This is a genomic window from Stenotrophomonas maltophilia group sp. Smal17, assembly GCF_030237045.1.
GTDB classification, from domain to species: domain Bacteria; phylum Pseudomonadota; class Gammaproteobacteria; order Xanthomonadales; family Xanthomonadaceae; genus Stenotrophomonas; species Stenotrophomonas forensis.
Genome location: NZ_JASJSU010000177.1, coordinates 1 through 1,575, shown reverse-complemented (window position 1 = coordinate 1,575; position 1,575 = coordinate 1). Strand labels below are relative to the sequence as shown.

Sequence of the window (1,575 nt, the reverse complement as noted above, 5' to 3'; positions counted from 1 at the left end):
CCGGCGCTCCATGGAATCGTGGGCCAGGCGCGATCGCCGGCCGGCGGCCGGCACCACCACGCCGGCACGTCGTAGAATATGGCCCCCGCCGCTCGTCCCCGCCCTGCCGACATGTCCGATTCCGCCCTGCTCGCCCTGTCCCCGCTTGATGGCCGTTACGCCGGCAAGGTCGACGCCCTGCGCCCGATCTTCTCCGAATATGGCCTGATCAAGGCCCGCATCGTGGTCGAGGTGGAATGGCTGCTGGCCCTTGCCGCCGAGCCGGGCATCGTCGAACTGGCCCCGTTCTCCGACGCCGCCGTCGCCCGCCTGCGCGCGCTGGCCGCCAGCTTCAGCCCGGCCCAGGCCGCGCGCGTGAAGGAGATCGAGCGCACCACCAACCACGACGTCAAGGCGGTGGAGTACTTCATCAAGGAACAGCTGAAGGACGACACCGAGCTGGCTCCGGCGCTGGAATTCGTGCATTTCGCCTGCACCAGCGAAGACATCAACAACCTCAGCTACGGCCTGATGCTGGAACAGGCCCGCCGCGAAGTGCTGCTGCCGACCCTGGACGGCATCGCCGCCACCCTGCGCACCCTGGCCCACGCCCAGGCCGGCCAGCCGATGCTGTCGCGCACCCATGGCCAGACCGCCTCACCGACTACGCTGGGCAAGGAGCTGGCCAACGTGGTTGCGCGCCTGGAACGCCAGCGCAAGCAGATCGCCGCAGTCGAACTGACCGGCAAGATCAACGGCGCGGTCGGCAACTACAACGCGCACGTGGCCAGCTACCCGGACGTGGACTGGCCGGCCTTCGCCGAGCGCTTCGTGACCGGCCTGGGCCTGGTGTTCAACCCGTACACCACGCAGATCGAGCCGCACGACAACGTCGCCGAGATCGGCGATGCCGCGCGCCGCGCCAACATCATCCTGATCGACCTGGCCCGCGACATCTGGGGCTACATCTCGCTGGGCTACTTCAAGCAGCGCCTGAAGGAAGGCGAAGTCGGCTCGTCGACGATGCCGCACAAGGTCAACCCGATCGATTTCGAGAACGCCGAAGGCAACTTCGGCATCGCCAACGCGCTGTTCGAGCACTTCAGCGCGAAGCTGCCGATCAGCCGCTGGCAGCGTGACCTGACCGACTCCACCGTGCTGCGTGCGCTGGGCACCGCGTTCGGCCACAGCCAGGTGGCGCTGGATTCGCTGGCCAAGGGCCTGGGCAAGCTGGAAGTGAACCCGCAGCGCCTGGACGCCGATCTGGACGCGGCCTGGGAAGTGCTGGCCGAGGCCGTGCAGACGGTGATGCGTCGCCACGGCCTGCCGAACCCGTACGAGCAGCTGAAGGCGCTGACCCGTGGCCAGGGCATCACCGCCGAGTCGATGCGGGCGTTCGTGCAGGGGCTGGAGCTGCCGGCGGATGCGAAGCAGCGCCTACTGGAGATGACTCCGGGCAGCTACACCGGCCTAGCTGAGTCGCTGGCGAAGAAGATCTAAGGGGTTTCCTTTGCGGCGGCGGCCGCGGGCGCTGCCTGCGGCAGGCAACGGCAACGGCAACGGCAACGTCAAAAGCGGCTCTGGATTGATGCCAGC

At 68.1% G+C, this 1,575-nt stretch carries 1 protein-coding gene; it reads left to right on the top strand.

Annotated elements, in window-relative coordinates; all coding sequences use genetic code 11:
- Nucleotides 1-111: 111 nt before the first annotated feature.
- Nucleotides 112-1,479: an adenylosuccinate lyase gene (gene purB, locus QRO93_RS21440; RefSeq protein WP_180880751.1), complete on the top strand. Its 1,368-nt coding sequence runs from the start codon at nucleotides 112-114 to the stop codon at nucleotides 1,477-1,479.
- The last annotated feature ends 96 nt before the right edge of the window (nucleotides 1,480-1,575 follow it).